Raw genomic sequence first — 21,607 nt, 5'->3', positions numbered from 1 at the left:
ATTTATATCCTCATTTCATTGAAATTTCGATGGCGTGTGCCGTGCAAGGAATAGACTCATTTTGCTGAACAGTAAGCGGTGAAAGCAATGCTCCTGTTGCGACTGCTAAGACCCTTTCATACTTCTTCTCATTCAATCCCTTTAGAATAGTACTGAAAAAGACAGATGCAGAGCACCCCGCACCACTTGCTCCGGCTAGAAATTTTTGATCATCTCCATAGAATTCTGCTCCGGCATCACGGATTTTCATGACATCTTGCTGAGCCATCCCTTCTTTAATTAAACATTCCTGTAATATTGGAAGACCAACCTTCGCCAAATCTCCCGTAATGATTAAATCATAATCGCTTAATGATTGGCCTCTTCCTTTTAAATGCCTTGTAATTGTGTCGCAAGCTGCAGGTGCCATAGCTGCCCCCATATGGAAAGGATCATTTTGCTGCAAATCGATGGATTTTCCGACAGTTGCAGCCTCTATAACAGGACTATTCATCTGCCCTTTTGCAATTAATGCATAGCCTGCTGCTGTTACGGTCCATTGAGCTGTACCAGGTTTTTGTCCGCCATATTCCACTGGATATCGAAATTGTCTTTCAATGGAGTTATGCTGGCTTGCTGCACCAGCCAAGGCATATTTACTTGCCCCTAATTCTGTTAGCAGTGCTGCCACAATAGCTCCAGATATGGAAGTAGCACAGGCAGAATAAAGTCCAAAATACGGAATACCTAGCGTAGACGCCAGAAAGTTGGAGGGGGTCATTTGATTAACTAAATCTCCACTCATAAGGAAGTCAACATCACGTTCTTTAATATTCGCTTTTTCTAACGCAATTTGACATGCTTGAAGAGCCATCTGCTTATGACCTTTTTCATTAGATTTTTCTTCTGCTCTTTCATCATCTAAAAGAAGATCAAAATCTGCAGCGAATACACTTTTTTTCTCTAGAGGCCCACCTACTACTCCAGAAGCAATAATGGAAGGCTTTGATGGGAAATAAATTACTCCTTGATCCATTACCAATTCGTCACCCCCACCGTTACTAATATAAGTTTTACTAGTGCTACAACGAAGGCTGATACAACGCCGAATACAATAACAGAACCAGCTAATTTAAAAATATTGCCACCGACACCGAGTACATATCCTTCAGATTTATGTTCAATTGCTGATGAAATAACAGCATTACCAAAACCTGTAACAGGTACAGCGCTGCCAGCTCCTGCAAATTGTGCAAGTTTCTTATAAAGCCCAAATCCAGTAAATAGCATTGATAAGAAAATTATGGTTGCGACTGTCGGGTTTCCTGCTGTTCTTTCTGTAAAGTTAAAATAAGTCATATAAAAAAACGTGATCAGCTGGCCAATTGTGCAAATGATGCCCCCTACGAGAAAAGCCTTTAAACAGTTTTTTATAATGGAAGGTTTTGGCGACAGGGATTGTTGTAAAGTATCATATTGTTTTGCATCCATTAAGTTTGTTCCTCCGCTAATTCTTTTAGATTTTTAATTTTTTCTTTTACCTTCTTCTCACTCATTTTCTTCTCATTTAATCGATCTGTTTCCATTATTATTTTCTGATCTGTACTAACTAGCACATCGCGATTAGGAAGCGCACGCTTAATTTCTTTTTTCCACTTCTTTTCATATTTCTTTTTATTCCATTTTGAAAATGGCTTTACCTCAACACCCACAATTGCCTCTTTTTTTGTAAATAAGATAGATACCTTCTGGACATGTTTGTCATGACCTAAAACTTTTTCTACCGATTGCCGTTCTTCCTGATATTTGTGGTCATCATTGACTGAGATAGCTGTACTATTAGATTTTCCGCATCCAGCAAGCAAAGTTAAAAGAGTGATAAATATCAACAGACTTTTTTTCATATCTTCCCCATCCTTTTTACTGATAGTATGCGAATTTTAGATTCAATTTATTCAAATGCAATAATGATAATAGCCTGTGCCATCTCGTTGATTAGCCATATAGTATAAAGAATTGGAAATAAGGAGGTGAAATTTGAATGGGTTGTGGAAGAGAAAGTACAAGTGTGAGCCCAATTATTTCAGGAAGTTGCGTGTGTGACGTATTACAAACAATTTTGGACCTCCAAGTTCAACGAGAAAATAACGAGTGCGGTCCTTGTCCTTCCAGCTGTTTCCTAGAACCTCTAGGCGGTTTAGTAAGTCCATCAAGATCAAATGCTGATACTCGTGTATTTATGCTAGTGACTAAAGATGGCACGCCGTTTAAAGCTTTCTTCAAAAACTCTCGTCATCATCGGAATTCTCCAGGGAATGGAGCACAAGGCGGTATGAATAATCATCATCATCATCAGTCTTGCTTCTCTGTTTTCTTCCGTGTAGAAGACATTTTTGATGACTGCTGTGCAACATTACGTGTATTAAAACCAAACCGTAACATCCTTAAAGAATGTGGCTCTATTGACTTCAACAAAATTTGTGAAGTAACTGACTTTGAACTTACAGATAGTTGCATTACCGTAGATCTAAATTGCTTCTGCGGTGTACAATGCGTGCAAGATGTCTTCCTAGACGTTTGCCGCTAAAAAGCTCGCTCAAGGTGAAACAGCGTCGTAATATTACGAAGGGCCCTAATCTAAGATTAGGGCCCTTTGTTCTTATAGCCCAGTCTCTTTTTTTAATAAGGCATATGTTATAGAGAATCTGAATAAGGATGTGATAATAATGGGTTGTGGAAGAGAAAGTTCAAGCAGTTCAAGTTCAAGTTCAAGCGTTAAGCCAATCACTTCAGCTAATTGTGTGTGTGATGTCGTGCAAGCAATCTTAGACATTCAAACACAGGACATCACGAATGATTGCCAATGCCCTTCCAACTGTTTCCTAGAACCTCTCGGTGGCTTGGTAAGTCCGGCTAGATCCAATGCGGACACACGTGTATTTATGTTATTAACAAAAGATGGCACACCATTTAAAGCATTTTTCAAATCGCGTCACCACGCTTCACAAAATGATGGTCCACCTCATCATCACGGATGTTTTTCTGTATTTTTCCGTGTAGAAGATGTATTTGATGGCTGTTGTGCAACGTTGCGTGTATTAAAACCAAACAAAAACATTCATAAAGATTGCGATTGCGGCTCGATTGATTTAAATGCACTTTGCGATGTAACGGATTTTGCCCTTACAGATAGCTGTATTACTGTGGATTTAAATTGCTTCTGCGGCGTGCAATGCATCCAGGACGTCTTCTTAAATGTTTGTCCTGATTAACAAAAATACCTAAACCAGAAAACGAATAGACGCGAAAAAGCGGGATTCTCCTTTACTATGGTGAATCTCGCTTTTTTCATACCGAAAAATAACTCATAGTGTGAATTATTTTTCAGCATAAAAAAAGCCTAGAAAAATATCTAGGCTAATTTTTAAAAAAATATTCTATTACTCAAAATCGATTTTGTCTTGTTCAACATGTTGGACCTGTGTTTTAAAGAAAGAGCTTCCTCTCCACACCAAATCAGAAAATTCCCAAACCTTATATGTTAACAATTTTTCAGAGGTTTGAATAAAGACGTCTTCTGTCTCACTATCAAACTTCTTTACTACTCCAGTAATCTCCTGCCCATCATTCAGTACAAATACAAGTGGCTGATATGCCCTTTGCTGGAATGGCTTTGACAGGAAATGAAGTCTCTCTTTTCTTTTTACTAATTCATCAGCTTGAAGATTATGTTTGCTTGGGTTTTGTTCATTCTCTAAGTGCTCTAGGTGCTCTGTTTGGTCTTCAATTACTATATTTTCGATTAGCACCTCGCCAGTTTCGACAGGGACCACCGTTTCCCTAAAAAAAGCAGGGGGCGTTTTGATAAAAAGGAGTGGGTCTTTTCCCACAATCACACATCCTTTTTATTTTTATCATATGCCTAATATGCCATATGGGTTCACATGAGATGATTAATGAAAGCTGTAGCAATTCCTAAGTAAATCAGAATACTGGTAATGTCATTTAATGTTGTGATAAAAGGACCTGAAGCAACTGCAGGGTCAATATTCATGCGGTGCATCACTAACGGAATCACTGCACCAGCCAACGTTGCCACGACGATTGAGCAACAGATGGCCACACCTACCAACAATCCTAGAAGGAATGTATGTTGCCAGAAGTATACAATGCCGAGCGCGATGATCCCGCAAACAACTCCCATGATGATGCCAGTGACCATCTCTCTAAGCATCAATGCCCATTTGTTATCTTCTTCTGAATTCCCTGTCGCAATACCCCGGACCGCAACCGCAAGCGCCTGTGTACCACTATTCCCTGAAGTCCCGCCAATTAACGGTATAAATGCAGCCAACAACGCTACTTTTTCAAGCGTATCAGTAAATAGATCAACTAAATTAGCCGTAATCATACCAAGGAACAACAGTATGACAAGCCAAGGTAATCTTTTTTTGGCAGCCAAAAAAGGATTCTTGTCAAATGTATCCATATCTGAAACACCTGCTAGCTTGGAATAGTCCTCAGATGCTTCTTCATCAATAACATCAATAATATCATCAACTGTGATAATACCGAGCATTTCATTTTTTGAATTAATAACGGGCACCGCTAGGAAGTTATAGTCCTTCATAATCTGAGCTACATCTTCCTGGTCATCCGCTACCTTCACGCTTACGACACGATCGTTCATAATTTCATGGATTAGTGTATCTTCATCCGCGATAATTAAATCACGCAATGAAATGACACCTGCCAAATGTTCTGCATCATCCACCACAAAGATATAATAGATGGTTTCGGCATTCGGCGCCTCATTCCGCAGTATCGTCATAGCAGACCTTACAGTGGAATTTTCGGGGATTGCCACATATTCCGTGGTCATAATAGAACCCGCAGTATATTCCTCATAATGAAGAAGCTCCCGAATTTCCTGGGCATCTTCATTGCTCATTAATTTTAAAAAATGGCTAATTTGGTCTTTGTCTAATTCATTTAATACATCGACCGCATCATCCGTGTACATTTCTGAAATCATTTGCGCCGCATAAATAGGCGTCATTTCCTCAAGAAACCGAGTATATCCATTATCGTCAAGTTCTAGAGCTTCGAAGATTTCCGCCAACTCTTTCGGGGACAAGTATTGATAGATCACCTGTCGTATATCTGGTTCCACCTTCTCATAAAACTGTGCCTGATCATATGGATGAAGCGATAAATACTCTTCTCTGAATGCAAGTGTATCGCCTTGGTGAATTAACGAGCATAAATGCTCTTCATCAAATTGTACTTCATCATTTTCTGTTGTGTTATCCATCATGCATGTCCCCTCCTCTCGATTTGGATCTTTTTTAATACCTTACTATAATAGTTCGAAGTTTCGACAAGGGTCAATTCTTTTTTAGTGTTTCTGTCGAATCAATTTCATAAATCCGTTTTCATAAAAGAACGTTTTAACCTTTTATTTATTCATAATAGTTCTGGCTAGACACACTTTGCAGTGGAAGACTTAATCAATTCATTCTTGCAAGTATTCAGCTCAAGCTCTACCTGCAGTGATCACTATATCTACTGCACTATACCCCAAAAATATCATATAAAAAAGAGCCTGGGACATAACTAAAGTAGTCCGTTCCCCTGCGCTCCAAAAGATCGCTTTCCGCGGGGCGCACCTTGAGCCTTCTCGTCGCTTACGCTCCTGCGGGGTCTCAAAATTGCACTAAATCCCGCAGGAGTCGACCTTTTTCCGCTCCGGTCCACTCCCAAAACTGAATAGGGGTTTGGGATATTTAAAGGCAGTCATATAGAAAAAATGCATGAAGGCGTATTGTCCTTCATGCATTTTTATTTTTGAAATTATGGCCCAGCCTCTTGTTAATTTACACCACTATTTGAATGGCTGAGCAAAATATGCTCCATATCTTCCGGAAGATTGCTATACCATATCATTTCCTCTTGGGAGAGAGGATGTTGAAGCTTTAGCGAAACACAGTGCAGCGCCTGCCGTCTAATCAATGTGCACTTTCCTCCATATAAGTCATCACCCAGCAATGGATGTCCAAGCGAAGATAGGTGTACACGAATCTGATGTGTTCTGCCTGTATGCAAAGTCAAACGAACATGGCTTACTTCTTCTCCATTTACATTAAAACGGTTTAAGACAGTGACATCCGTATGGGCGTATTGTCCATCCTCTGTTACTTCACGTTCAATAATGCTTCCTGCTTTTCTGCCAATCGGTGCGATGATTTGCTGAAAGTCTTCTTTCACGTGGCCATGTACAAGAGCTTCATATGTTCGGTAAATGGTATGCGATTTTTGTGCTTCGCTGAGCAAATGATGTATATGGCGGTGCTTTGCTATACACATCAACCCTGATGTATCGCGGTCTAATCTTGTGACGATATGAACAGTGGATGCCACATCCTGCTCTTGCAAATGCCCCGCAATCTTATTCGCAATACTGCCTGTCGGATGGTCATGTGAGGGTATAGAACTTTGACCATCCGGCTTTTCGACAATCAATAACGCTTGATCTTCATAACAGATAGTTAAACGTCCTTTTTCAGGTATTAAGCCAGCACTAATCTCTTCTTTAGGAAAAATAACCTTAATTTCGTCGCCTTCTGTTAAGGGACGACGCACATTCTGTTCTTCACCATTGACCAACAGTGCGCCACCGCGAAATTTGATCGCTGTTAATGTTCTCTTCGAAATGCCAAATTGAGCTAGTGCATCTCTAAGTAATTGTCCATTTAGAGATGCATGAAACGTTAAATGGTATCGTAAATCTTTCATTAGTCCCTCAAATCGCTATCAATAAAGGAGTCGTGTACACGTTGCCAGAAAGGAAATGCTCTAAAACGCGCAAATCTTACTTTATCTTTTGCCACACGATATTGAATGGTTTTCACGTTTTTATGCAAAAGCTGAATATGATCAATCGTTACCATAAAATCATCCACCTTTACAGGCTTTAATACACAGTTGTGATGTGCAGGTAACACGAGCGAAGAGCCAACTGTACGGAATACGCGATTATTAATAGAAGCCATTTCCGTTAGTTGAATTGTCTCTAATGACGGATGAATGATGGCTCCTCCCAGTGCCTTGTTATAAGCTGTACTGCCGGAAGGAGTAGAGACACATAGACCGTCGCCGCGGAAACGTTCAAATAGCTTACCGTTTAACTCTATATCCATTACTAGCGTGACCTCTGGCGACTTCACAGTAGATTCGTTTAGCGCTAAATAGGTAAAACAATCCGTATTGTCTTGATAATTAATCGTCATTTCTAATAATGGATACTCAATCACATCAAACTCATTTTTAGCAATTGAAATGACCAATTTTTCAATTTCAGCTGGCTTCCAATCTGCATAGAAACCGAGATGACCTGTATGGATTCCTACAAAAGCCACTTCTGATAGCATATGTGTATATCTATGGAAAGCCTGTAATAGTGTACCGTCACCGCCGATAGATAAGACTATTTCCGGCTTTTCTTCGTCTAATTCCAACCCGAAATGTGTTAAATAGTTAATAGCTCGTTCCATCAGTTCATTAGACTGTGGATCATTCCGTGACTGAACTGCGAATCTCATCGTTTTCCTTCATCTCCTTTCCCTTGGCTTTGGCGCACTTCTGGATTGTTTGCTTCTTTATATTCTGTGAAATATGCCTGCGCTTCTCGAATCTCCTCGCGAATCTCAGACATCTCCTCATCAAGCATGAATGCCGCTTCGGCTGCGCTTTGAAGACGCTTTTTTATCTCGTCAGGAAATAACCCTTTATATTTATAGTTTAACGAATGTTCAATTGAAGCCCAGAAATTCATAGCGAGCGTTCGTATTTGGATTTCTGCCAATATCTTTTTTTCGCCCTGAATGGTTCCGACAGGATATTCAATTATCATATGATAAGAACGATATCCACTTTTTTTCACATTCGTAATATAATCTTTTTCTTCTATGATATGTAAATCATTTCTTTGACGCAAAAGGTCAATCACAACTGGTATATCATCGACAAATTGGCACATAATTCGCACGCCTGCGATATCTTGCAATTCATGTGCAAGTGTATCGGAAGGTTCAAAGACCAAACCTTTTTCCAATGTCTTATCATATATACTTGCAAGCGGTTTTACTCTGCCTGTGACAAATTCAATCGGCGATGTCCTATTTGATTTCTCAAATTGAGCACGTATTCCTTTTAATTTTATTTTCAATTCATCAACGGCTTGCTTATATGGCTGCAAAAAGCGATCCCATTGTCCCATGATAAGTCCCCCTAACACATTTAGGCTTCACTCAAAAGTTGTGCAAACACTTCCTCAACCGCTGTTGTAAAAGCTTCGCCGTAATTAGAGTTGCCTTCAATATTATATATTAGCGATCTTAATTCATCCCATAGATGAACTAATTCCACTTTACCCGCATCCCATTTTAACACAGGTACTGCATTTATCTGCATAGCAGCAGCTAAATTCGGCCAAATAGCTTGCGGGAATTCCACATAGCTATATCCCTCTTCCTCGTCCATCATATATACAAAAGTCATGGCATCCGAGTCTGTAATAAGCTTGCCGGACGGCGTTCCCATTATATTCTCCTCTTGGTTTTCAAGTAGAAAATTAATATGTGTATTTTCTAAAGTACTACTGCCAATCGTATATGTTTTTCTCACTATTCTTCTCCCCTTTTGTGAAGTGTTTCTCTTGTTTTGTATTATGGATTTCACGATCAAATTGTTCGCTCTTTACTTAGTTGTAGAACTCCATATTATTTTATCATAAAGACGTTCTTTTCTAACCATATTCTTCATTTTTACATCTGTACACCTTTGTTGTCATTTTAGCCTATATTCCGCTATAATTCAGGATAAGAAAGGGTGAAAAGAATGCCCCAAGAATTAGAAATTGAATTCAAAAATATGCTGACAAAAGATGAGTTTATCAAACTCGCCAACTATTTCAACCTAAAACAAGATGACTTTCGTGAACAAACCAATTATTACTTTGATACAAGGGACTTCTTACTGAAACAGCTGCGTGCAGGTCTCCGTATACGAAAAAAAGGCTCTTCCTTTGAATGTACATTAAAAGAACCGTTCACCGGTATAGGGCTCATGGAAACAACGGACAGGCTAACTGCAAGCGAAGCAGACTCTTTTCTAAAAGGAGAAGGCCCACTTGCTGCCTCAGAAGTAAACCAACGGCTTGAAGCATTAAAAATTAATATAAAAGACTTAAATAATATAGGTACACTTATCACCAAACGTGCCGAAATAAAGTACGAGGGTGGTCTTCTAGTTTTAGACCATTCAAATTATGGACGTACGGAAGACTATGAACTAGAATATGAAGTATCAAATGAGGAAAAAGGAAAAGCAACATTCCTTGAATTTCTTGCTAGCCATTCGATTCCCATCCGTCCTGCAGAGAAAAAAATTGCCCGCTTGATGAATGCGAAAAAGTAAGATCTTTCTCTTATTACATCATGTGTAAGGGATATTTTTTACAATCTCTGTTTGATAAAAAGTGAGGTCTATTCATGAACATTCAATCTATTCTTCCATATATACAATCACTTAATACGAGTACGGCAGATATAAATGGAAATAACACAACAAATTCTTTTGCTAACATGATGGGGCAATCTGCTGGCTTATCAACAGAATCATCCGATACTTCGCAAATGCTTGGTATGTCTAATGCTTTGTCGAATACAGGAACACAATTATTGCAATTATTATCTTCTAGCGGTATGCAGAATAGTAATTTAGCCAACGCCTTCAATCCGACCCAACTGTTGGGCAGCTTAGGCTCCTTATCCAACAGTGCCAACTCGCTTTATTACAACGGGACATCTCCCGTTTACAGTCCAGCTACGATGAACTTTACAAATGGTTCCGCGTCTGTGTTAAATACAAAACAGCAGCCCATGAGTGCCGCGACAGGGTCTGGGCCACAAACGGGTTTTGATGAGTTAATCACGAAGGCTTCCAATATGTATGGGATTCCGGAAAAAATGATAAAATCGGTAATTAAACAAGAATCTGGCTTTAATCCAAGTGCTACTAGCTCCGCTGGTGCAGGAGGTTTAATGCAATTAATGCCGAGTACCGCTAAATTCTTGGGTGTTTCCAATGTGTATGATGCCGAACAAAATATCATGGGCGGTACTAAATATTTAAAACAATTATTTGATAAATTTGGGGGCAATTACGATTTAATGCTCGCTGGATACAATGCAGGACCTGGAGCAGTTGCAAAATATGGCGGCGTTCCTCCTTATAAAGAAACGATGAACTATGTGCAATCTATTATGAATACATTTAATGCTTAAGTCTCTTATATTACTGGCCAATCTTAGCTAACTGTCATCTTTTTACGTTTAATTATGTATGATTTTAGCACGTAGATTGGCTTTTTACTTTGTACTCTATGAAATTTGAAATAGATAACGTATCATTTGTTTGAGAAAATAGAAAGAGGTTGATAAAATAGGATTACAGCTAAAGCAAAGGAGATACATCTATGATGCAAAAACCTATTATCCCATTTGAGGAAATTGGTGAGGAAAGACTCTATAAATTAATTGATATTTTCTATTCAAAAGTTGCCAACAATCCGAAGCTAAAGCCTATATTCCCTGATGATTTAACTGAGACCGCACGCAAACAAAAGCAATTTCAAACTCAATATTTAGGCGGTCCCAACATTTATACACAAGAGCACGGCCATCCCATGATGAAAGCTAGGCATATGCCATTTAAGATTACTCCTGAAAGAGCTCAAGCTTGGTTGGAGTGCATGTCCGAAGCTATGGATGAAGTCGGCTTAGACGGCAAATTTAGACACGTGTACTATCAACGTCTTGTCCAAACTGCACATCACATGATCAACGCACCGGACGAAGACGAGGAGGTTTTAGAGTGAACAATATTCAGTATTTAAGCGAAAAACCTGCTGTCTCCCCATCTCTAAGCAAACCGATTGAACTTTATGTGTTCATTGATTTGCTTTCTCCGGGGAGCTTTGAACTTCAAGCGCTAATCCGACAATTACAAATAAACTATGGCCATTATTTTTCAATGCGCTTTGTCCTGAGCACAGAATTAAATTCTTTAAACAGTGCTTGTCAGCGTATTAATAGTTGCCAAACACAAGAAGAGCTAGTGGACCTATCACATCCTGTCCTGCCTTCCATCGCCGTAAAGGCTGCGGAACTGCAAGGAAAAAAAGCAGGTTATCGCTATTTAACTAAGCTCCAGGAATACACCTATTTAAATACAAAAAATGTATGCCAATGCAGTACATTACAAGAAATCGCTTATGAAACAAATCTAGATGTAGAAGAATTCCAAACAGACTTTTTATCCGTGGAAGCTTCCCGCTCTTTCCAAAATGATTTATGCATCGCACGAGAAATGGAAGTAGATGAAGTGCCAAGCTTTGTATTCTTCAATGAAAATATTGAGGATGAGGGATTAAAAGTTTCAGGCAGTTACTCCTATGAAGTCTATGAAAAAATATTAGAAGAATTACTCGGTGAAAAGCTAGTTTGCCAGCAACCGCCATCAGTAGAAGATTTATTCCATCGCTTTCATACATTTACAACAAAAGAATTAGCAGCAATTTATCAAATTTCCCCTTCTACTTGTGAACGTGAGCTAAAGAAAAAAATGTTGCAACAAAAAGTAGACCGAGTGAGTTATGAAAACTTATCGCTCTGGCGTTTAAAATAAATGAACAAAAAAGCCCTAACTGTTGATAACAGTTAGGGCTTTCTATGTTGAGATATAACATTCTAAAAAGGGCAAAAAAATAAAGAAGCATCTCTACGGGAGATGCTTCTTTTCACAAAGGGGATGGGAGAAATGTTCACGTTCAAACAAAGGGGTGTATGTTTGTTTGTGATTTATTTCACATCTATTACTTTAGCACGGAAAATCGCATATATCAACGCTTTGAACATCTTTTCACAAAGTTGTCAAATAGAAAGCGTTATCATTGAATATTATCCATTTATTCACAGGGCTTTCTTCTATATGCGTAATAATTTAATATGTGGATGAAGTGGGGATAGCTACACTTTCCTGGGGTCAGACTTCTCTAATACTTTCTATTAGCAATATCCCCCGTCTGTACCCAAAGCAAAAAAGATTGAACTCTTCAACTAGAGAGTCCAATCTTTATCATTCGTTTATTGTTCTGACAAAAGCTTTTCTAATTCTTCTAAGTTTCGCTCGAACACTTTACATGCTTCTTCAATTGGGGATGCAGATTCCATATCAACACCAGCAGCTTTTAAAACATTGATAGGATAATCTGAGCAGCCTGCTTTTAGGAACTCATTGATATAGCGCTCTACAGCTGGTTTGCCCTCTGATAAAATTTGAGAACTTAATGCAATTGCAGCACTTTTACCTGTTGCATATTGATACACATAATAGTTGTAGTAGAAGTGTGGAATGCGAGCCCATTCCAAGCCGATCTCTTCATCTACGACCATGTCGTCACCAAAATATTTCTTATTTAACTCATAGTATACTTCAGTCATACGATCAGCAGTTAGAGCTTCACCTTTTTGGTCCATTTGATGAATAATATGCTCAAATTCTGCGAACATTGTTTGACGAATAATGGTTCCACGGAAGCCTTCAAGCCAATGGTTTAAGATATAAATTCTTGTTTTCGGATCATCAATTGTTTTCAGCAGGTAGTCATTTAACAATTCTTCATTACATGTGGATGCTACCTCTGCCACAAAAATTGAATAATCACCGTACACGAACGGTTGATTGTTGCGTGTGAAATAACTGTGGACACTATGTCCAAATTCATGCACAAGTGTGAACAAGTTATCCAGATTGTTTTGCCAGTTCATCAGAATGTATGGATTTGTTCCGTAAGAACCTGATGAATAAGCCCCGCTGCGTTTGCCTTTGCTTTCTAAAACATCCACCCAGCGATCTTTTAAAGCTTGCTCAACGATACCTACATACTCATCACCCATCACACTTAAGGATTTGAGCATATGTTCCTTGGCTTCGTCATAAGTCATATCAATTTTTGATTCAGCGACAAGTGGTGTATAGACATCCCACATATGCAATTCATCTACTTGAAGCATTTTTTTGCGCAATGCAATGTAGCGGTGCATCAACGGTAAATACTTGTGGATAGTTTCAAGCAATTGATCGTATACTTTTTCTGGAATATGATTTGCGCTCATAGCAGCTTGGCGGGCAGAATCATAATGGCGAATTTCAGCATTCACATTATGAGCTTTCACATTGCCTGATAACGTTGCTGCAAACGTATTTTTAAAATCTCCATACGTTTTGTACATCGCACGGAATGCAGCCTCACGGACTGAGCGATCTTTGCTTTCCAAGAAATGAACATAGTTGCCATGAGTTAATTGAACTTCATTACCTTCTTCATCACGTACAGTTGGGAATTCCAGGTCTGCATTGTTCAGCATGCTAAAGGTATTAGAAGAAGCACCCGTTACCTCAGACATTTGCGAAAGCAATGCCTCTTGCTCTGCAGGCAAAATATGAGGGCGTTCATTATTAATTTCTTCTAATTCATGTGTATATAATTGGAGATCCTTATTTTCTTTCAAATATTCTTTAATTACCGCTTCATCCAACGCTAAAATTTCCGGCGTCAAGAAAGACAGGCTTGTAGAAACCTTTGCATATAATGTTTTAGCGCGACTGTCCATAGCTTGGTATGTGGAATTCGTTGTATCTTGGTCATTGCGCATATGAGAATATGCATAAAGCTTTCCAAGCTTAGTATAAACTTCATCGCGGAAACGAAGGACTTTAAGCAATGCATCCGATCCTTCAGCAATAGTACCTTGATATTGCGAAGCCTGTTTCGCCAATTCTGTTAATTCTTGATAAGAAGTTTCCCAATCAGCATTTGACTGAAAAATATCTTCCAATTTCCATGTTAATTCCTCTGGTACTTCTTCTCTTGTAAGTGCTTTCGTTTTTTCTGTCATTACTTAAACCTCCTACTTTCAACTCCAAAAATGGACTGCTCTATTATTTTCTCAATTTTCTTAAGTTTTTGCAAGAAATTGGCTATAAATATAGTGAAATATCTTTTCTTCCTCATAATGGCTAAATATATCTTCAATATCTAAATGATTTAATATTTCGCTATAAAAACGAATTGATTCTGTATCTACACATATGCCATGTGAGTCAGTGAAATCCTTTGCTAATTTTGGACTATAAGCCATACAATTTTGATGCTGTGTATATAAAAAATATAGCCATAACAGCTGCCATTCAACTGCTTCTATTGAATGCGGCTTTTTATTTATTGGGATGCCAACAAATAAGGGCAACTTCTCAGGGATGACTCGTAAATAATAGCAAGCACGTAAAAAGGGATCCTTTACTCCCCTCTTGCTTATTTGTAGTCTTCCTCTAAGAACTCGTTCTCGTTGCCTTTTCCAAAGCTGCCAATATTCTAAGCATTCATTCTTTGTGAGTGCACTTGCACGCAAAAAAGGAAAGTGCTGTTGGTCAATGGCAAGTGTTTGTACCTTTGCAATGAAGCGATACCCGCCAATAGGGAGCAGATAATTAAAGTACACGAATAGTTTTAAAGTGGGGTTGTAGGTGATGAGATGGGCATGTTGATTACTATATGTGATGAACTGCTGTTTAAATGGGGATAAACGTATTTGTTGAATTCCAACTTTATGAGGATTTTTGGCCGTAGGGGTATGTAAAATCCACAGTGGAATCATTTTTTCCTTGTGATAGCCAGTTGTACGTTTTACCATTTGGGGTTTGGAAATCGTACTGTATTGAAATTCAATAGCATATTGCTGTTCTTCTACTTTGATAAGAAGATCGGGACGTTGCATTAAACTTTTTAGATAAGGCTCTAGCTTTGCCTCTATCTGCAGTCTTTGAAACATTTCATATAAATGCCGTTTTCCAAGCAAGTGTGTAGCTGTCTCGCCTTCTGAAAAATACTGGCAAGACCCTTTCTTTCTGTGTGCAAAATGCGGAATCATCACTTGTCCAATTTTTAAATGCACGGCTTTTTGGCATTGCGGACAATAAAATTGTTCTTTTTCTCTCAAACGACTTAACCCATTTTTATCCTCATTTCCAGACAACAAAATGAGCTTGTTCGAGGAATCAAGTGCCGTCAACATTCAATCACCTCCACAAACCAAGTGTAAGAATATTCAACACTGAATGCAAACAAAAAACCCTCTCTACTTGGAAATAGAGAAGGTTTCAAAGAAACTGTTAGAAGTATTTTCGTACTGTTTCTAAACAGTTTTTATCCATAATTAATTTTCCGTATTCTTCTAAAAGGTGAATGGTTGTATCTGCTTCTTCTGCACATTCGGAGATAACGCTTAGATAGTCTTCTAAATCATCCATCGTCATTTCCTCGTCAAAGTCAGCATGCAAGAAATACTTGCCTTTCATCTCGAAAAGTGATGTTTCAAAGTTTGCACTTTGCGGCATTCTTTCTGCTATATCAATTATGTCGTCAAAGTCTTTTAGGATAAACGTATACCCATCTATATCATCCTCAACTTCGCCGAAAATTGTATCAAAGTTAGAGGAACCCGCCTTCGCATCAAGCCCACTAAACGCATTTTCAAAAAACTTTCTTTTTTCTTCAATACTGGAAGGGAGATCCATCAAACCATCAGGAGATAACTTTGTAGATGTTACCGTCAATTCGAGACCTTTGTCAGTTGCCACAACTTGGATCCATAACGGGCCATCCATTTCAAAATCTATATCATCATTAATTTCTTCCATCATAACCCAGAAGAGTTCTTCGCCTTTATCACGGTCATACCAAATTTCATCTTTGGTGAATCCTCGTTCTTCAATATCAACGTAAGAAATGAAGAGTTTTAGTGTATTCTCATTAATGCGTTCCATATCCATTTTACACAACCCCCTTCGGTCCATAATTATAATATTCTTCAACGATCATGTAGCCAGATTTTCAAGGTGTATTACTTTAACAGCGTCTATTACTATTGTATGACGAGATGGTGAAAAATGAAAAGGATAAATCTTAGGAAATATCAATAGTATATGAATTATAATAGTTTTAAGTTCCATTTGCCAATAAGAAGCAATAGATTATGGCAATGTGAATAGAATGTATTCACCGCAATTGTTTTAACATTATATTCTGATGCCTTGCCATTGTTGACACATCGCTGTTCTTTAATATCCTCATGTCTTTACCTTCTTCTTTACCCACAAATGGCTTTTAAAAAACGAAAAAAGCTAAAACCCATCAGACGATGGATTCTAGCTTAGCTTGTACACCTGTACTTGATCTATACAGAGTTAGTTCACCATTTTTTGCGCTTCTTGCAATTGGTAAGCACGAACTTTACGTGGTAGGAAACGACGAATTTCATCTTCGTTGTACCCCACTTGCAGACGCTTTTCGTCTAAAATGATTGGACGTCTTAATAAGCCAGGATTTTCTTGGATTAACTCATATAATCGTTGTAAAGGTAATGATTCAACGTCTACTTTTAATTTTTGGAAAATCTTTGAGCGTGTAGAGATAATCTCATCTGTGCCATCTTCCGTCATTCGTAGTATTTCTTTAATTTCGCTTATGCTTAACGGCTCCGCGAAGATATTTCTTTCTTTATATGAAATCTCATGTTCTTCTAACCATGCTTTTGCTTTTCTACATGAAGTACAACTCGGTGATGTAAAAAGAGTGACCATCATCTCAAAAACACATCCTTTCGAAAATGTGAGTTAATGTATATAGGAATTGCTGTATTGTTAAATTAGAATTACTCTAATAAAGAAGTCTAACATCATTATACACCATAAATTCTCATTTGAATATACACAAAATAGAAATTACATCAATTGATTGACGACTAAATATGACGAATTATTCTATTATGTTCAGTTTCACTATTATTCGTCATAGAGCAATTCTCAGTTATATCTGTATTATCCCCATTTTCAGGAACAACTAAACATAAAAATCCAGAATAATTTTCTCAATTAATACCTTTACACTGAAAATGAGTTGCTATACTATTATTTACGTTTAATTGCCAAAAAGGTTCCAAAACTTTTTGAAAAGATGAAAAATAAAGAAGATATTTTTTAGATATTCTCTAACTGACTTGCAGTAGACAAATAAAAGCTTTCTCTATAATTGGAAGTTATGCAACAGTTGCTTTTTCAAAAACGCTATATTATAATTTTCACCATATTGATAAAACGTTGAAGAAGAAGAGTACTTATAGTTCGTTTGTAAAGAGAGTCTGTGGCTGGTGGAAACAGATCATACGCTATAGGGAATGGGCTTCTGAGTAGCTTTATGAAAACATAGTAGTAAGGCTCGGGTTTGTCCTACGTTACAGGATTAGAGTGGCCGGATTCGGCAAACTTGGGTGGTACCGCGGATACATAACATTATTCGTCCCTTTTCAGAGGGATGAATAATGTTTTTTGTTTTTATAAGAAATTTTTAGGAGGAAAAAGAAATGAAAAGAATTTTTTCAGGTGTACAACCAACAGGTGTCATTACATTAGGAAACTATATTGGGGCCTTTCGGCAGTTCGTGGCTATGCAGGAGGATTATGATTGCATCTTTTGTATCGCTGATGAACATGCAATTACTGTACCGCAAGACAGCGATTCACTAAGAAACAGCATACGAGCTCTTGCCGCTACTTATATTGCAGCAGGCATTGACCCTCATAAATCAACATTATTCATTCAATCTGAAGTTCCTGCACATGCACAAGCAGGCTGGATGTTAACTTGTACAGCTTATATCGGAGAATTGGAACGCATGACTCAATTTAAAGATAAGTCGAAAGGAAAAGATGCCGTATCAGCAGGCCTTTTAACTTACCCTCCATTAATGGCAGCAGATATCTTGCTTTATAATACAGACATCGTTCCTGTTGGAGAGGATCAAAAACAACATCTTGAAATCACACGTGATCTAGCAGAGCGATTCAACAAACGCTATGGCGAAGTATTTACTATTCCAGAAATTCAACTCCCTAAGAACGGCGCTCGCATCAAATCACTTCAAGATCCATTGAAGAAGATGAGCAAATCAGATGAGAACAAAAAAGCAACAATCCGTTTGCTGGATACGCCAAAAGAAATCGAGAAAAAGATCAAATCAGCCGTTACTGATTCGGAAGGTATCGTGAAATTCGATATGGAAAATAAGCCAGGCGTTTCTAATCTTTTAACTATTGAAGCAGCGTTGAGCAATATGTCGATAGACGATTTAGTCTCAAAATATGATGGACTTGGCTATGGTGCTTTTAAAGCTGGCGTAGCGGAAAGCGTTATTCAACACCTAACACCAATTCAAGAAAGATACAATGAATTAATTGATTCACCTGAATTGGATGAAATTCTGAATGTTGGTGCTGAGAAAGCCAACAAGATTGCAAGTGAAACTGTTACGAAAATGGAGTCCGCGATGGGCTTGGGAAGAAAAAGACGGTAATCAGTCCAAGACATGCTCCTAAAAAGATTTTAAAATCCACTGTCTTCAAGATGAAAATAAATACATCAGACCATGGATAACCGAGAGCATGATAGTTTAAATACAAAATCATATGAGTGGCGGTCAATACAACTAGTCCATAACAAATTAAAAAAAATAAGAATCGCATATCATTATCCTTTTCTTGTTTTTTTATTTCAGTGTTTGAAAGAGATTTGTTGTGTGAAATTTCGCTTTGTCGTTTAAAGAATCTATTATAAGCTATGAAAAAAAGCCTTTCTCTATTCATGAGAAAGGCTTTTCTACTAGTTTTAACTTTTTGTATTACATCTTTTTAAACAGTAGTGAAGCATTATGTCCACCAAAACCAAGCGAATTGCTCATCACGTAAGAGATTTCTTGCTCTCTTGCTTTATTTGGCACATAATCCAAATCACATTCTTCATCTGGTGTTTCAAGATTCATTGTCGGTGGCAGAATATTTTCTTGCAACGCCAATACAGAGAAGATTGCCTCAATGCCACCTGCTGCACCAAGTAAATGGCCGGTCATTGATTTAGTTGAACTGATCGCTAATTTATAAGCATGCTCTCCGAAAACTGTTTTGACCGCTTTCGTTTCGAATAAATCATTATAGACCGTACTTGTTCCGTGAGCATTAATGTAATCCACTTGCTCAGGAGATACATCTGCATCATTAAGTGCTTGTTGCATAGCACGTGCTGCTCCTTCACCTTCTGGAGCAGGAGCTGTGATATGGTGGGCATCACCTGTTGAGCCGTAGCCAATAACTTCTGCGTAAATTTTTGCACCACGGTTAACCGCATGCTCATATTCTTCCAAGATCACAATACCAGCACCTTCGCCAATGACGAAGCCATCACGATTTTTATCGAACGGACGTGAAGCTGTTTTTGGATCTGGATTTAATGTTAGTGCAGTATTTGAACAGAAACCAGCTACTGCCATGTTAGTAATCGGTGCTTCTGCTCCACCTGAAATCATGACATCAGCATCACCACGTTCAATTACCTTGAAGGCGTCACCGATTGAGTTTGTACCTGATGCACAAGCTGTTACTGAACATGAATTAATCGCTTTTGCTCCGAAATGGATGGATACTTGACCCGCAGCCATATCGGGGATCATCATTGGTACAAAAAATGGACTCACACGACGTTGCCCTTTTTCAAGGAAATTATTATATTGCTGTTCAAATGTCTCCATTCCACCAATTCCTGAACCAATCCATACACCCGTGCGCAATCCGACCTCAGGCGTAATTTCTAGGTTTGAATCTTCAACAGCCATAATAGATGCGGCTAATGCATATTGAGTAAAACGGTCCATTTTTCTCGCATCTTTTTTAGAAATATATTTTTCAATATCAAAGTCTTTTACTTCAGCAGCAATTTTAGCCGGAAATTTTTCTGGATCCAATCTTGTTAATGGTCCAATTCCAACATGGCCTGCTTTAATATTTTCCCAAGTTGTTGAAATATCGTTTCCTAGCGGTGTTACTGCTCCAATACCAGTCACTACTACTCGACGTTTTGCCATGGTTATAATTCCTCACTTTTCCTTTGTGTTATTTTCCCCATCTCATTGCAACAGCGCCCCAAGTTAATCCAGCTCCGAAACCTACTAAAACAAGTAGATCATCATCTTTAATGCGGCCGTTCTCCAACTCTTCTACTAACGCATTACCAATTGAAGCAGCTGAAGTGTTACCGTATTTGTGGATAACTGACGACATTTTTTCAGGCGGTAATTCCAACCGTTGTCTAGAAGCTTCCATGATACGGATATTAGCTTGATGCGGAATCAAAAAGTCTACATCATTTTTTGTTAAGCCTGCTTTATCAATTACATTTAGTGCAGATTGCCCCATTTGACGAACTGCAAATTTAAATACTTCGCGGCCATTCATTGAAAGATAGTTTTCTTTCGTTTGATATAGATGATTTCCACCTGAACCGTCTGAACCCAATTCAAATGAAAGTATACCTCTTCCTTCAGAAACTTTACCTACCACTGCTGCAGCTGCACCGTCTCCAAAAAGAACGGCTGTATTACGATCAGACCAGTCAACAATTTTTGTTAGTTTTTCAACTCCAACAACCAAAACATAATCGTAAACACCTGACTCAATAAACTGCTTAGCTGTGACTAAACCATAAATATAGCCAGCACATGCTGCAGAAAGATCCATCGCTGCTGCATTAACTGCACCAAGCTGGTCTTGTATCATGCAGGCTACACTCGGAAACGGCTGATCCGGCGTAACAGTAGCTACTAGAATTAATCCAATTTGTTCTGGTTTTATGCCAGCGTCTTTGATCGCTTTATCTGCTGCTTCAAATGCCATATGGGATGTATCTTGGTCATCTGCAGCGATATGACGTTCTTGTATGCCAGTACGTGTGCGAATCCATTCATCTGACGTATCCATCATTTTTTCTAAATCAAAATTTGTTAATACCTTCTCTGGAACACATCTTCCTACTCCAACAATCCCAGCATTCATGAGGTAGCGCCTCTTTTCTTATTATCAATTATTAGTATCTGGTCTTAATTATAGCGAATAATTCTCTTTTTATCAATATGAATCAATTTTGTTCTTATCAGATTGCAAAAGTTTCTTCCAAAAAAATAAAACGTTATGGTATGATAGAGTTGATAAAAAGTGAAACGAACACTCAGATTTCATGAGGTTTAATCCTCAATTAGTGCGCGTTGAACCAATCGGGCATTTATGGTCAGTAACTCTTCTAACCATTCGTTATCACTCAAGTGTTGAGTTGAGGTCTTGCTGCCCCCATAATGCGGATAAAAGTGAGCTAGAGGTGATTATATGAAATACATTATGTTAGTGATTTGGTCAGCATTATTGGTTTCCACTTTAAACTATGTTGTGAGCTCAATCAATAATGTGCCATTAGATGGACCAGCATTCACAAAAGGATTATGGATATCACTTATCATTTCAGTATTAATCTTAATAATGGATGCAGTGATTCCAAAAGATTCACCAAAAGAAATCGGTCAACACGAATAATGACTAAAAAACCTGTCCCAAATAATGGACAGGTTTT

At 38.3% G+C, this 21,607-nt stretch carries 24 protein-coding genes and 1 other annotated feature; of the genes, 8 read left to right on the top strand and 16 right to left on the bottom strand.

The window, feature by feature from the left end; genetic code table 11:
• Positions 1-10: 10 nt before the first annotated feature.
• From AC6CHJ_RS02910 to AC6CHJ_RS02900, 3 genes are read right to left on the bottom strand one after another with little or no spacing between them, the layout of a single operon-like run.
• Positions 11-1,015: a stage V sporulation protein AD gene (locus AC6CHJ_RS02910; protein WP_392995667.1), complete on the bottom strand. Its 1,005-nt coding sequence runs from the start codon at positions 1,013-1,015 to the stop codon at positions 11-13.
• Positions 1,015-1,470 carry a stage V sporulation protein AC gene (spoVAC, locus tag AC6CHJ_RS02905; RefSeq protein ID WP_392994902.1) on the bottom strand — a complete coding sequence of 152 codons (456 nt, stop codon included), beginning with the start codon at positions 1,468-1,470 and terminating at the stop codon, positions 1,015-1,017. Before spoVAC ends, AC6CHJ_RS02910 begins: the two co-directional genes overlap by 1 nt.
• A complete protein-coding gene (locus AC6CHJ_RS02900) occupies positions 1,470-1,883 on the bottom strand; it encodes a YhcN/YlaJ family sporulation lipoprotein (RefSeq protein WP_392994904.1) in 414 nt (137 codons plus the stop codon). Before AC6CHJ_RS02900 ends, spoVAC begins: the two co-directional genes overlap by 1 nt.
• 137 nt (positions 1,884-2,020) lie before the next feature.
• On the opposite strand from AC6CHJ_RS02900, the gene AC6CHJ_RS02895 reads away from it, so the two are divergent.
• Positions 2,021-2,566, top strand: coding sequence for a CotY/CotZ family spore coat protein (locus tag AC6CHJ_RS02895; RefSeq protein ID WP_392994906.1), 546 nt, complete (start codon positions 2,021-2,023; stop codon positions 2,564-2,566).
• A 139-nt stretch (positions 2,567-2,705) separates the two neighbouring features.
• Positions 2,706-3,251 carry a CotY/CotZ family spore coat protein gene (locus AC6CHJ_RS02890; RefSeq protein ID WP_392994908.1) on the top strand — a complete coding sequence of 182 codons (546 nt, stop codon included), beginning with the start codon at positions 2,706-2,708 and terminating at the stop codon, positions 3,249-3,251.
• A gap of 168 nt (positions 3,252-3,419) precedes the next feature.
• On the opposite strand, the gene AC6CHJ_RS02885 is transcribed toward AC6CHJ_RS02890, so the two are convergent.
• From AC6CHJ_RS02885 to AC6CHJ_RS02860, 6 genes are all read right to left on the bottom strand, one after another.
• Complete coding sequence (locus AC6CHJ_RS02885) at positions 3,420-3,869, bottom strand: hypothetical protein (protein ID WP_392994910.1); 450 nt, start codon at positions 3,867-3,869, stop codon at positions 3,420-3,422.
• Positions 3,870-3,919: 50 nt separating this feature from the next.
• A complete protein-coding gene (gene mgtE / locus AC6CHJ_RS02880; protein WP_249775541.1) occupies positions 3,920-5,296 on the bottom strand; it encodes a magnesium transporter in 1,377 nt (458 codons plus the stop codon).
• Between the two features lie 554 nt (positions 5,297-5,850).
• Positions 5,851-6,774, bottom strand: a complete 924-nt coding sequence (locus AC6CHJ_RS02875; protein WP_392994912.1) for an RluA family pseudouridine synthase — start codon at positions 6,772-6,774, stop codon at positions 5,851-5,853.
• On the bottom strand, positions 6,774-7,580 hold the full coding sequence (locus tag AC6CHJ_RS02870) for an NAD kinase (RefSeq protein WP_066784812.1): 807 nt from the start codon (positions 7,578-7,580) through the stop codon (positions 6,774-6,776). Before AC6CHJ_RS02870 ends, AC6CHJ_RS02875 begins: the two co-directional genes overlap by 1 nt.
• The gene (yjbM, locus tag AC6CHJ_RS02865; RefSeq protein WP_066784810.1) at positions 7,577-8,257 is read right to left on the bottom strand and encodes a GTP diphosphokinase; all 681 of its coding nucleotides are present in this window, start codon (positions 8,255-8,257) and stop codon (positions 7,577-7,579) included. The genes AC6CHJ_RS02870 and yjbM overlap by 4 nt, the downstream gene beginning before the upstream one ends.
• A gap of 20 nt (positions 8,258-8,277) precedes the next feature.
• Complete coding sequence (locus AC6CHJ_RS02860) at positions 8,278-8,664, bottom strand: UPF0738 family protein (protein WP_147194553.1); 387 nt, start codon at positions 8,662-8,664, stop codon at positions 8,278-8,280.
• Positions 8,665-8,877: 213 nt separating this feature from the next.
• Here AC6CHJ_RS02860 and AC6CHJ_RS02855 point away from each other — a divergent pair, with 213 nt between their 5' ends.
• From AC6CHJ_RS02855 to AC6CHJ_RS02840, 4 genes are all read left to right on the top strand, one after another.
• A complete protein-coding gene (locus AC6CHJ_RS02855) occupies positions 8,878-9,456 on the top strand; it encodes a CYTH domain-containing protein (RefSeq protein ID WP_147194555.1) in 579 nt (192 codons plus the stop codon).
• Between the two features lie 74 nt (positions 9,457-9,530).
• Positions 9,531-10,325, top strand: a complete 795-nt coding sequence (locus AC6CHJ_RS02850; protein ID WP_498287220.1) for a lytic transglycosylase domain-containing protein — start codon at positions 9,531-9,533, stop codon at positions 10,323-10,325.
• Positions 10,326-10,516: 191 nt separating this feature from the next.
• Positions 10,517-10,918: a globin domain-containing protein gene (locus tag AC6CHJ_RS02845; RefSeq protein WP_066784795.1), complete on the top strand. Its 402-nt coding sequence runs from the start codon at positions 10,517-10,519 to the stop codon at positions 10,916-10,918.
• Entirely contained in the window at positions 10,915-11,727 is an 813-nt protein-coding gene (locus AC6CHJ_RS02840; RefSeq protein ID WP_147194558.1) for a DsbA family protein, read from the top strand. Before AC6CHJ_RS02845 ends, AC6CHJ_RS02840 begins: the two co-directional genes overlap by 4 nt.
• Before the next feature lie 458 nt (positions 11,728-12,185).
• Here AC6CHJ_RS02840 and pepF read toward each other — a convergent pair whose 3' ends face one another.
• The 4 genes from pepF to spxA all read right to left on the bottom strand — a co-directional run bounded on the left by pepF (position 12,186) and on the right by spxA (position 16,743).
• Positions 12,186-14,000: an oligoendopeptidase F gene (gene pepF, locus AC6CHJ_RS02835; protein ID WP_498287218.1), complete on the bottom strand. Its 1,815-nt coding sequence runs from the start codon at positions 13,998-14,000 to the stop codon at positions 12,186-12,188.
• A gap of 60 nt (positions 14,001-14,060) precedes the next feature.
• Entirely contained in the window at positions 14,061-15,176 is a 1,116-nt protein-coding gene (locus AC6CHJ_RS02830) for a competence protein CoiA (protein ID WP_498287216.1), read from the bottom strand.
• A gap of 97 nt (positions 15,177-15,273) precedes the next feature.
• Positions 15,274-15,933, bottom strand: coding sequence for an adaptor protein MecA (gene mecA / locus AC6CHJ_RS02825; RefSeq protein ID WP_147194567.1), 660 nt, complete (start codon positions 15,931-15,933; stop codon positions 15,274-15,276).
• 414 nt (positions 15,934-16,347) lie between these two features.
• The gene (gene spxA / locus AC6CHJ_RS02820) at positions 16,348-16,743 is read right to left on the bottom strand and encodes a transcriptional regulator SpxA (protein ID WP_066791827.1); all 396 of its coding nucleotides are present in this window, start codon (positions 16,741-16,743) and stop codon (positions 16,348-16,350) included.
• 507 nt (positions 16,744-17,250) lie between these two features.
• Positions 17,251-17,466: a binding site (T-box leader), on the top strand.
• 56 nt (positions 17,467-17,522) lie between these two features.
• Here spxA and trpS point away from each other — a divergent pair.
• Positions 17,523-18,512: a tryptophan--tRNA ligase gene (gene trpS / locus AC6CHJ_RS02815; RefSeq protein WP_147194570.1), complete on the top strand. Its 990-nt coding sequence runs from the start codon at positions 17,523-17,525 to the stop codon at positions 18,510-18,512.
• Here trpS and AC6CHJ_RS02810 read toward each other — a convergent pair.
• The 3 genes from AC6CHJ_RS02810 to AC6CHJ_RS02800 all read right to left on the bottom strand — a co-directional run bounded on the left by AC6CHJ_RS02810 (position 18,466) and on the right by AC6CHJ_RS02800 (position 21,039).
• On the bottom strand, positions 18,466-18,624 hold the full coding sequence (locus AC6CHJ_RS02810) for a hypothetical protein (RefSeq protein WP_470411867.1): 159 nt from the start codon (positions 18,622-18,624) through the stop codon (positions 18,466-18,468). The two genes, trpS and AC6CHJ_RS02810, sit on opposite strands and share 47 nt — an antisense overlap.
• Before the next feature lie 212 nt (positions 18,625-18,836).
• Positions 18,837-20,072, bottom strand: a complete 1,236-nt coding sequence (gene fabF, locus AC6CHJ_RS02805; protein ID WP_066784784.1) for a beta-ketoacyl-ACP synthase II — start codon at positions 20,070-20,072, stop codon at positions 18,837-18,839.
• A gap of 28 nt (positions 20,073-20,100) precedes the next feature.
• The gene (locus tag AC6CHJ_RS02800; protein ID WP_066784782.1) at positions 20,101-21,039 is read right to left on the bottom strand and encodes a beta-ketoacyl-ACP synthase III; all 939 of its coding nucleotides are present in this window, start codon (positions 21,037-21,039) and stop codon (positions 20,101-20,103) included.
• 327 nt (positions 21,040-21,366) lie between these two features.
• Here AC6CHJ_RS02800 and AC6CHJ_RS02795 point away from each other — a divergent pair, with 327 nt between their 5' ends.
• Positions 21,367-21,570 carry a YjzD family protein gene (locus AC6CHJ_RS02795; protein WP_066784779.1) on the top strand — a complete coding sequence of 68 codons (204 nt, stop codon included), beginning with the start codon at positions 21,367-21,369 and terminating at the stop codon, positions 21,568-21,570.
• Positions 21,571-21,607 lie beyond the last annotated feature (37 nt).

The organism is Rummeliibacillus sp. GQ308 (genome assembly GCF_059759115.1).
The sequence above is the reverse complement of the archived record's forward strand: the minus strand, read 5'-3'. Positions and strand labels throughout refer to the sequence as shown.

Excerpts from the sequence above, each read along its gene's own strand:
- AC6CHJ_RS02910 (WP_392995667.1), bottom strand. The coding sequence starts at position 1,015 with ATGGATCAAGGAGTAATTTATTTCCCATCAAAGCCTTCCATTATTGCT.
- spoVAC (WP_392994902.1), bottom strand. The coding sequence starts at position 1,470 with ATGGATGCAAAACAATATGATACTTTACAACAATCCCTGTCGCCAAAA.
- AC6CHJ_RS02900 (WP_392994904.1), bottom strand. The coding sequence starts at position 1,883 with ATGAAAAAAAGTCTGTTGATATTTATCACTCTTTTAACTTTGCTTGCT.
- AC6CHJ_RS02895 (WP_392994906.1), top strand. The coding sequence starts at position 2,021 with ATGGGTTGTGGAAGAGAAAGTACAAGTGTGAGCCCAATTATTTCAGGA.
- AC6CHJ_RS02890 (WP_392994908.1), top strand. The coding sequence starts at position 2,706 with ATGGGTTGTGGAAGAGAAAGTTCAAGCAGTTCAAGTTCAAGTTCAAGC.
- mgtE (WP_249775541.1), bottom strand. The coding sequence starts at position 5,296 with ATGATGGATAACACAACAGAAAATGATGAAGTACAATTTGATGAAGAG.
- AC6CHJ_RS02875 (WP_392994912.1), bottom strand. The coding sequence starts at position 6,774 with ATGAAAGATTTACGATACCATTTAACGTTTCATGCATCTCTAAATGGA.
- AC6CHJ_RS02870 (WP_066784812.1), bottom strand. The coding sequence starts at position 7,580 with ATGAGATTCGCAGTTCAGTCACGGAATGATCCACAGTCTAATGAACTG.
- yjbM (WP_066784810.1), bottom strand. The coding sequence starts at position 8,257 with ATGGGACAATGGGATCGCTTTTTGCAGCCATATAAGCAAGCCGTTGAT.
- AC6CHJ_RS02855 (WP_147194555.1), top strand. The coding sequence starts at position 8,878 with ATGCCCCAAGAATTAGAAATTGAATTCAAAAATATGCTGACAAAAGAT.
- AC6CHJ_RS02850 (WP_498287220.1), top strand. The coding sequence starts at position 9,531 with ATGAACATTCAATCTATTCTTCCATATATACAATCACTTAATACGAGT.
- AC6CHJ_RS02845 (WP_066784795.1), top strand. The coding sequence starts at position 10,517 with ATGATGCAAAAACCTATTATCCCATTTGAGGAAATTGGTGAGGAAAGA.
- pepF (WP_498287218.1), bottom strand. The coding sequence starts at position 14,000 with ATGACAGAAAAAACGAAAGCACTTACAAGAGAAGAAGTACCAGAGGAA.
- AC6CHJ_RS02830 (WP_498287216.1), bottom strand. The coding sequence starts at position 15,176 with ATGTTGACGGCACTTGATTCCTCGAACAAGCTCATTTTGTTGTCTGGA.
- mecA (WP_147194567.1), bottom strand. The coding sequence starts at position 15,933 with ATGGATATGGAACGCATTAATGAGAATACACTAAAACTCTTCATTTCT.
- spxA (WP_066791827.1), bottom strand. The coding sequence starts at position 16,743 with ATGGTCACTCTTTTTACATCACCGAGTTGTACTTCATGTAGAAAAGCA.
- trpS (WP_147194570.1), top strand. The coding sequence starts at position 17,523 with ATGAAAAGAATTTTTTCAGGTGTACAACCAACAGGTGTCATTACATTA.
- AC6CHJ_RS02810 (WP_470411867.1), bottom strand. The coding sequence starts at position 18,624 with ATGATTTTGTATTTAAACTATCATGCTCTCGGTTATCCATGGTCTGAT.
- fabF (WP_066784784.1), bottom strand. The coding sequence starts at position 20,072 with ATGGCAAAACGTCGAGTAGTAGTGACTGGTATTGGAGCAGTAACACCG.
- AC6CHJ_RS02800 (WP_066784782.1), bottom strand. The coding sequence starts at position 21,039 with ATGAATGCTGGGATTGTTGGAGTAGGAAGATGTGTTCCAGAGAAGGTA.
- AC6CHJ_RS02795 (WP_066784779.1), top strand. The coding sequence starts at position 21,367 with ATGAAATACATTATGTTAGTGATTTGGTCAGCATTATTGGTTTCCACT.